Raw genomic sequence first — 8,522 nt, 5'->3', positions numbered from 1 at the left:
TTTATCCGGTTGATTTCTACGAAAATGGTGGATGCCGGGATTTATAATCATGCCCCTGTGTGTCGCGCTCCCGTCATGGATATTTCATCTGTTTAAAATTTGTCTTTCAAAGGCCACAACTTGTCCCGTGACGAAGGAAACGGGATGGAATCTCGCTGGGTTTATAATCATCCCAGTGTGTGTTCCCGTAGGTACGGGGTCAGGCTGGATTTCATGGCTATATATTTTGTATGTAAAAATAGTTTGACTACAATCATCTGGTAATCCCTGAAAACAGGGGTTTTATATTGAACCTCAAGTGACTGATTTTGTCGTAATTAAGCCCTCCCATAGTGCCTATAATCTCCCTCCATGTGCTCCCGTAGGTAAGGTAGACTCGATTTCATATAATTAGATTTTCATAAATCCTACCTGTCAAAATTTTTAGACCCAAACTTCATTTTCTTCCCATAAGCTTGATCGGAAATCTTCTTTTCTCAAGGGCTTACCCCAAGGATCTAAAAGCAACTAAATTAAAACTAAAAACCATTAGAATACGGATTTATGATCATTCAATATAAAAATAATATGATTATCCGCAATGATGCCAGTAGCCATATTTTCTTTGTTTTCTTGGCTAGAAGACCGATGACGGATGACAGAAGTAACCTAAATGATAAAGTTCACCAAATCCTTTGATGCTTTAATTTCTCTAGTGGTAGAAAAGCGGATATACATAAAAAAACCTCGTGTTTCATCTGATTATTTTTTGATTTTTAGAGGTCAGATAGCCTGTCCCGTCCGCCGCGGCGGATCGGGAGAATCCCGCATGGCTTACAATCATCCTAGTGTGTGTCGTTTTCGACATGCCTGCCTGGCCAGTAGGTAGGCTCGATTTCAACATTTTGATTGGGTTCGAGCAGGGAAAACCATCCCCTTTCACAAGCTTGTATTCTGCCGTGATTTTAGCATTCAAAGCACATAACGAAAGCCCGGGTCTCTCCCGTCATCTTACTGTTTTCAGCTTAATTCCAGCTTCATCATTACATCGGTCTGATCATCATCCAATTTGAAAATATGCTTATCAAACGCTATAAAACCATTCTTTTTGTAAAAGCCGATGGCTCTCGGATTTTTTTTTCCAAACTCCGCTCATATAAATTTCATTTCAGTATCCTGACTCACATAATCGCAATCCACCCGATAGATGTGGTCTGATTTGACATGGAATCTATCAAAGTACTTTACATTATGGAGATCGACTCTTTTTCTATCTTTATGCTATCACTCAAAAGCCTCAAGATGTCGATACTTTATTTGCTCTCCAGCCTGGGGGTAATCAACGGATTATTAATTGGTGTTTTTCTGGTTTTTCGCAGCCAAAACAAGATCTCCAATGGCTATCTGGGTGGCCTATTGTTGGCATTGAGCTTACGGATTGGTAAATCTGTGTTCTATTATTTTGAGGATAACGTAGACCTACTCATCCTTCAGATTGGACTTTCGGCTTGTACCTTTATAGGACCTTTCTTTTATCTGTACACTAAAGCCACATACCATCACTATCGAAAAATAAATACAAAGGATGTTATCCTGCTATCCATACTTTTTCTCTCTGTTTTAACCGTAGGTTTAGTTTATCCTTACCGGACAAGCCCTGCCATATGGAACGGTTATATCGTTTACGCAATTTATACCGTATGGGCAGTATTCACATTGCCAGGCTTGTACTATGTGGCTAAAATTCTTGGGTCGGCACTACTTAAACCCTCCACCATGAGCAGGCTGCAGCAACATTTGGCCATACTCACCATTGCCATGCTCTTCATTAATTTGACCTACCAGATGGCACTATACGGGCTGTTTACCTACCTATGGGGAGCACTCATTTTTTCCTTCACATTGTATTTAATGCTTGGGAGAATGTTGCTCTCCGGCAAGTTTTTCACTTCTAAATCTGCGGATCAACCCATCAAGGATGCTTATATAAAACTGGATGAGCTTAATCTCCTTATGCATACACAAAAACCATATGTCAATCAGAAACTTAAATTAGACGATCTGGCTACAATGGCCGGCCTTTCTAAACACAGTTTATCCAAACTTCTGAATGAAGAGTACAAGCATGGGTTTGCCCACTATGTAAAAGAGTTTAGGGTACTAGAAGCGAAGCAACTGATTCAGACCAGAAATGAACTTTCATTGGAAGGCATTGGCTTTGAAGCAGGGTTTAGCTCGAAGTCATCTTTCTTTGACGCATTTAAAAAAATTACGAATTCCACTCCCTCGGAGTATAGAAAGACCCAGCAAATGTTGGTTTAACGTACAAATTACTCCAGAATGATCATTCTGGACTTCTTAGCTCCGATTGACTTCATTTTTTAAGCGCCCTACCCGTAATCTTGGAGGAACAAATAAATTCATCCAATGAAAACCAACATATTCCTATTCCTTGCTGTAATAAGCATCAGTCCTTGTTTTGCCCAGACAGATCATGAACAGATCACCAAAACACTCAATCAGTTTATTGTAGGCACACAGTACAATTATCCAGACTCGATAGCCTTGGCTTTCCTCCCCGATACCAAAATGTTTCTTTACAATGGCACGGATTCGGCCTATTATATGACCTCCGAAGACTATGCGTCATTATATGGGCGTAGGGCGCCTGGCACACCCAACGACCGGCCTTCAAAGATCATCGGCATTGACATTGTAAAAGATGTGGCCTATGCCAAATTGGAGATTGACATTCCGTCTTTTGGGAATCGGTATCATGATTTACTCTTGCTTAAAAAAATTCTTGGCCAGTGGAAAATAGTGAGCAAGGCCACATCAGCAGCGCCAATTCCCAAAACGCCTGAAGAGCTCACCCCAAAGCCAACAAAAGAAGTTGTATTGACTGGTCTCAACAGACCTTGGAGTATGGCCTTCCTTTCAGAAAATGATGTGCTTATTGCCGAAAAAGACGGCGGCCTTCTTCGGGTTAATCTTGAAACTAAAGAACGCAAAACAATTTCAGGCTTACCCGACGATGTCGCTAGGGCTGTCTTCATCGACTCTACAAAATTCGCAAAAGGTATTTTCCCCAAAAGCCTACACGGACAAACCCTAAGTGCCAATGCGGGTTGGTTTCAGGTACTACTCGATCCAGACTTTAATCAAAACAATTACATATATCTTTCCTATGCTGCAGAGAATAAAGAGCGCGCCAGTACTACCAAGGTTATTCGCGGAAAGCTGACGGATAATCAACTGAAAGATGTGGAGACACTCTTTGTAGCGGAACCCTATGTACACGGGCTCTACCATTACGGCGGTGGCATGACCTTCGGTAGTGACGGCAAACTGTATGTGACCCTTGGTGAGCGCATTTTTTTTGAGTACATGAACCCTGAAATCCCTATTGCGGAGGACGTAAAAGACAAGCGTGGAAAAATAATCAGAATTAACCCTGACGGCAGTATTCCAACCGACAACCCACATTTTGGGTCAGGTGCTATCAAGGGGCTATATGCCATTGGCATTCGTGCTTCGCAAGGCATGGCCATACATCCGGAAACCGGTAACATTTGGTTTACTGAGCACGGCTCCACGCAGGGAGATGAGTTGAACATTCTGAAACCGGGAGCGAATTACGGTTGGCCGAATGTTACCACTGGTAAATACCGTACAGATTATCAACCCAAAACTACTGCGGGAGCAACGTTCACAGATCCAATATATTCATGGGATCAGACAGTTGCACCAACAGGATTGACCTTTTACTCCGGACCTGAGTTTCCACAATGGAAAGGCAATCTGATTGTGCCCGGGTTGAGTAAGGGCAGTTTATGGAGAATTGTGGTCGATGGTGATAAAATCATAAGTACCGAAGAACTCTTCATCAATAGTCGGGTGAGGTTAAGAAAAGCAATTGTTTCACCCGGAGGTCAACTCTATTTACTTTCTGACGAAGAGGATGGCAAACTGATTAAGGTGTTTAATCTTAGGCGTTGAAATGACTTCCATCTTGGTTTAACACTAAATACATTAGACCAGCATACAAGACAAAATGACCAAAAACGCTGTCCTGAATGTGGACAGCGTTTGGGTCTTGCTTTAAAACTCAAGAACAACCTTTCCGAAATGTTTTCCTTCTTCAAAGTAGGCCAATGCCTCTGAAAGTTGATTTATAGTGAATTCTTTGTCGACTACCGGTTTTATGTTGTTTACTTCTATCGCCTTGTTCATCACTTCAAAAGACGATTTGGAACCAACTTGGCTACCCAAAACCGAAAGCGCTTTTTGCAGAATGCCAAATACAGACAAATTCGCATTTGCACCACCCAACAAACCAATAACCACGATTTTTCCACCAAGCTTCATTCCTTCTATCGTTTTACCCATATCCGCCCAAGACATTTCCAGCGCTAAGTCAACGCCCTTCCCCTCAGTGAATTCCAAAACTTTCATTTGCCAATCAGCTATTTCGGCATAATTGATCACTTCATCGGCTCCTAACTTCTTCGCCATTTCCAATTTATCGTTGGAGCTTGAGGTAATTATAACTTTTGCACCTAATGCCTTTGCAAATTGTAAGGCAAAAATTGAAACACCTCCCGTTCCCTGCAATAAGACAGTTTGCCCAGCCTTCAGTTTCCCTAAATTTACGATGGCTTCCCACGCTGTAAGACCTGCAATTGGCAATGTTGAGGCTTCCGCAGGACTAAGATTTTTGGGGATTTTCACCAATGAACTTTCAGGCAAAGCAATATATTCTGAAAAAACTTCCTTCACAGAAGTTCCCAAACGGCTTGCTAAATCCTCTGATTTCAAATCACCGGACTGCCAATCCTGAATAAAATGAGTAGCTACAACATCCCCTACTTGAAAATTTGTAACCGCAGTTCCAATTTCCTCAACAATCCCAGCTGCATCCGAACCCAACGTATGAGGAAGACTTGTTCCGAATGCTCCTTTTACAATCATTAAGTCCAGTTGGTTAAACGACACAGCCTGGACTTTTACCAAAACCTCATTTGCCCGAATAGTGGGAATTACCTGTTCTTCTATGGTTACATTATCCAAACCATACCTATTCTTTACTACGATTGATTTCATGTGTTTATAAATTAAGTTTTTTTCTTTTCGAGAAATAGTCGAGTGAGTTTAAATGGGTTATTAAATAACCTTTATGATCCCGTAGGTACGGGATCAAGCCCGCCTGCAGTAGGCAGGCCTGTCTGCCACAGGCAGACTTGATTTCTTTGTTCTTTTGGCTTGGCCCAAAAGAACCAAAAGGCCAAGACGCCAGCAAAGCTTCCCCCCGCAGGCCAGCCGCCTGGCTCGCTGCTGCGTCACCCCTACCCGCCCTAAAAACAAGCAACTCTGCTGATGCGGTGTATGCCCGGATATAATCATCCCCCTGTGTGTTCAAGTAGGTACGGGATCATGCTCGATTTCATGAAAATACGTTTAAGATTATATGGCAAAGCTATTTTTACAGTACCTTTGAAACAAGTATGCACTTTTTTGTACACTAGATACTAAAATGATACTATCGCTGATTATCAACGAATAAAAAATCCTAAAATGAAGAAAAAATATGCAGATGCCCCAATTTGTTCAGTAGATTATGCTTTCAGACGGATTGGTGGAAAATACAAAGGGAGAATTATATGGTATCTCCATAGCAAGCAAATAATGCGCTATGGAGAGCTTCGGAAAGCACTGACCGACATTACACCCAAAATGCTTACACAAACCCTACGTGAACTGGAGGATGATAATCTGGTGAAAAGAAAAGTCTATCACGAAGTCCCTCCAAAGGTTGAATATTCACTAACAGAAACAGGAGCTGAACTTATCCCTTTTATCGACCATTTAAGACAATGGGGAGACCGGCAAATTGAGAAGGAAAAGAGGAAACCTATCAACTGCTAGGATAAACATATGTTTGAATTTTATAAATTTAAGGTATGAAACAAGCAGAGAGTGTTAGCGATTTTTATAATAGGCTGCCAAGTCATGCACCAACAGATATACCATTGGACAATGCGGGCATAGGTCATATCAATGTGTTCAGTAGGGAAACCTGCGCCGTAGTAACTCCGTATAGCCGCAGGGATTTTTATAAGGTTTCCCTGATCATTGGTAAGGGCAAGATCTATTATGCGGATAAGTGGATACAGATCGACCGACCCGCGCTGCTCTTTTCAAATCCGATCGTACCGTATTCCTGGGAAGCAGAGTCCGAGCAGCAATCAGGTTGGTATTGCCTTTTTACCGAAGATTTCATCCAGCACAGCGAGCGGGTAAGCAACCTGCGGGATTCACCTTTATTCAGAATTGGCCTTACCCCTATTTTCTTTCCGGACAAGACTCAATTGAACGAAATTTCGTCGATATTCCTGAAAATGCAGGACGAGATACGCTCAACTTATCAGCATAAGTATGACGTACTACGCAGCTATCTCCACCTGCTCATCCATGAGGCCATGAAAAATAATCCAGCCACAAATTTTCATTCTTACACCAATGCCTCCTCCAGAGTCTCCTCCTTATTTCTTGAACTGTTAGAAAGGCAGTTCCCTATTGATTCCCCCGCACTCGTACTCACACTAAAAAAACCTGCCGATTATGCCTCAGCTTTGTCCATACACATCAATCATCTCAACCGCTCTGTAAAAGAAGTGACGGGTAAGACCACTACATCTCATATCGCCGCCAGGATTATTAAGGAAGCTAAGGCCCTACTGCAACATACCGACTGGAACATCTCCGATATCGCTTACAGTCTGGGCTTTGAATACCCTTCCTATTTTACCCTATTCCTAAAAAAACACACTGGCTTGGCTCCTACCCAATTCCGTCAGGCTGTTTGAATATTATAATGATCTGTTTGAAGGTTATAGATCAAACCTTTGCTTCCCTATCTACCTTTGGGATAACAAAATACGCTAACTATGAAATATAGAAAACTTGGAACAACCGACGAGCAGCTATCTTCACTTGGCTTGGGCTGCATGGGTATGAGCTTCGCCTATGGCCCCACAGACAACAAAGAAAGTTTGGCTACACTGGAGAAAGCACTTGATCTGGGCATCAACTTTTGGGACACCGCGGATATGTATGCAAACGGAGCGAATGAAGAACTGATCTCTAAAATACTGGTACCTAATCGAGACAAGGTATTCATCGCCACGAAATTCGGGTTCCGTTTTAAGGATGGAATGGCCAGAGCCAGCAACGCTGTAGGAACCTACTTTGACGGTTCTCCTGCCTGGATTAAGGTAGCCGTAGAGCAGAGCTTAAAGCGTCTGAAGATCGACACCATCGATCTTTACTATGCCCATCGGGTTGACCCAAACATCCCGATCGAGGAAACTGTCGGTGCGATGGCCGATTTGGTAAAAGAGGGAAAGGTACGCTACCTAGGACTTAGTGAGGCTTCTGCCACTTCATTAAGAAAAGCCCATGCCGTTCATCCGATTGCAGCACTGCAAAGTGAGTACTCGCTACTTACTAAAGATGTGGAAAATGGGATATTGCAGACCACCCGGGAACTTGGCATTTCACTGATCCCTTATTCTCCTTTGGCGCGGGGTCTGGTCACCAATACACTTGATGTGAATACCCTTGCCGAAGACGACTTCAGGAGAAGTCTGCCACGCTATCAGCAGGAAAATATTAGCAACAACAATAAGCTCATAGTGGAGTTTTCCGCCTTTGCCGACAATAAGAACTGCACTCCTGCACAGCTCGCCCTAGCTTGGGTATTGGCACAAGGCGAAGACATCATTCCTATTCCCGGCACCAAAAAAAGGAAATACCTGGAAGAGAATGTAGGTGCGATTGAAGTGAACCTGACGAATGCTGATCTCACAACAATTAACGGGCTAATCAAGCGCTATCCCATAATTGGCGAGCGGTATAGCGAAGGGGCAATGAAAATGGTCAATCACTGACCCCGCTAAAATATCAGCCCTTTAATCAGGAGCAGTAACTTGACTTTGAGAAAAAACCAAGACACCATTAGTCACTCGTTTTTAGTCCACTTAGTTTCAATGCTATAAGGTTTTGGCGGTCGGATTATGTCTAACCGGAAAATTCACGGAATTTGCAATAAAACAGAGTTCGTTTGCTTTTCTGTGTAATTCGTTTGCTTTATCAATCATAGAATTTTCCGCCACAGTTACGACAGGATTAAGAGTCACTTCGGTGAATTGTCCACCACTGGTTGAAGTTTCACTCATTATTCCGGTCGCACTGTCTATATAATCCACCACAATGACACCTGCTTCCGAACATAAATGCAAATACCAGAGCATATGGCAGGAAGACAAAGAGGAAACTAAAAGGTCCTCCGGATTATGTTTGGTTTTGTCGCCACGAAATGCCGGATCAGAAGAACCTAAAATTCCAGGTTTGTTTTCTACGAGTATCTGATGGCTTCTATCGTAATTTCTATAATTGTCAGTTCCTGTTCCTTTGTTTCCCGTCCATTTTATAGTCGCTGTGTAGTGATGTTGCCCTTTCATGTGTTTATAATTTGTCTTTCA

Annotated in this window: 7 protein-coding genes; 5 read left to right on the top strand and 2 right to left on the bottom strand. The window is 42.5% G+C overall.

The annotated features are described in order from the left end of the window. The first annotated feature begins 1,281 nt into the window (after positions 1–1,281). Together J2X69_RS20980 and J2X69_RS20975 are read left to right on the top strand one after the other, a co-directional pair. The gene (locus J2X69_RS20980; RefSeq protein ID WP_310107759.1) at positions 1,282–2,301 is read left to right on the top strand and encodes a helix-turn-helix domain-containing protein; all 1,020 of its coding nucleotides are present in this window, start codon (positions 1,282–1,284) and stop codon (positions 2,299–2,301) included. A gap of 105 nt (positions 2,302–2,406) precedes the next feature. Next, entirely contained in the window at positions 2,407–3,978 is a 1,572-nt protein-coding gene (locus J2X69_RS20975) for a PQQ-dependent sugar dehydrogenase (protein ID WP_310107757.1), read from the top strand. A 102-nt stretch (positions 3,979–4,080) separates the two neighbouring features. On the opposite strand, the gene J2X69_RS20970 is transcribed toward J2X69_RS20975, so the two are convergent. Further along, complete coding sequence (locus J2X69_RS20970) at positions 4,081–5,082, bottom strand: NAD(P)-dependent alcohol dehydrogenase (protein ID WP_310107755.1); 1,002 nt, start codon at positions 5,080–5,082, stop codon at positions 4,081–4,083. Positions 5,083–5,553: 471 nt separating this feature from the next. Between J2X69_RS20970 and J2X69_RS20965 the strand changes: the two genes are divergently transcribed. From J2X69_RS20965 to J2X69_RS20955, 3 genes are all read left to right on the top strand, one after another. Continuing rightward, positions 5,554–5,904 carry a helix-turn-helix domain-containing protein gene (locus tag J2X69_RS20965; RefSeq protein ID WP_310107752.1) on the top strand — a complete coding sequence of 117 codons (351 nt, stop codon included), beginning with the start codon at positions 5,554–5,556 and terminating at the stop codon, positions 5,902–5,904. Positions 5,905–5,939: 35 nt separating this feature from the next. Beyond that, a complete protein-coding gene (locus tag J2X69_RS20960) occupies positions 5,940–6,845 on the top strand; it encodes a helix-turn-helix domain-containing protein (protein WP_310107750.1) in 906 nt (301 codons plus the stop codon). An 81-nt stretch (positions 6,846–6,926) separates the two neighbouring features. After that, positions 6,927–7,928 carry an aldo/keto reductase gene (locus J2X69_RS20955; RefSeq protein WP_310107748.1) on the top strand — a complete coding sequence of 334 codons (1,002 nt, stop codon included), beginning with the start codon at positions 6,927–6,929 and terminating at the stop codon, positions 7,926–7,928. Between the two features lie 102 nt (positions 7,929–8,030). On the opposite strand, the gene J2X69_RS20950 is transcribed toward J2X69_RS20955, so the two are convergent. Further along, entirely contained in the window at positions 8,031–8,501 is a 471-nt protein-coding gene (locus J2X69_RS20950) for an OsmC family protein (protein ID WP_310107746.1), read from the bottom strand. Positions 8,502–8,522: the final 21 nt, after the last annotated feature.

It is taken from the genome of Algoriphagus sp. 4150 (assembly GCF_031457395.1).
GTDB lineage: Bacteria > Bacteroidota > Bacteroidia > Cytophagales > Cyclobacteriaceae > Algoriphagus.
This window is presented reverse-complemented; position numbering and strand designations above follow the sequence as displayed.

Excerpts from the sequence above, each read along its gene's own strand:
- J2X69_RS20950 (WP_310107746.1), bottom strand. The coding sequence starts at position 8,501 with ATGAAAGGGCAACATCACTACACAGCGACTATAAAATGGACGGGAAAC.
- J2X69_RS20965 (WP_310107752.1), top strand. The coding sequence starts at position 5,554 with ATGAAGAAAAAATATGCAGATGCCCCAATTTGTTCAGTAGATTATGCT.
- J2X69_RS20975 (WP_310107757.1), top strand. The coding sequence starts at position 2,407 with ATGAAAACCAACATATTCCTATTCCTTGCTGTAATAAGCATCAGTCCT.
- J2X69_RS20980 (WP_310107759.1), top strand. The coding sequence starts at position 1,282 with ATGTCGATACTTTATTTGCTCTCCAGCCTGGGGGTAATCAACGGATTA.
- J2X69_RS20955 (WP_310107748.1), top strand. The coding sequence starts at position 6,927 with ATGAAATATAGAAAACTTGGAACAACCGACGAGCAGCTATCTTCACTT.
- J2X69_RS20960 (WP_310107750.1), top strand. The coding sequence starts at position 5,940 with ATGAAACAAGCAGAGAGTGTTAGCGATTTTTATAATAGGCTGCCAAGT.
- J2X69_RS20970 (WP_310107755.1), bottom strand. The coding sequence starts at position 5,082 with ATGAAATCAATCGTAGTAAAGAATAGGTATGGTTTGGATAATGTAACC.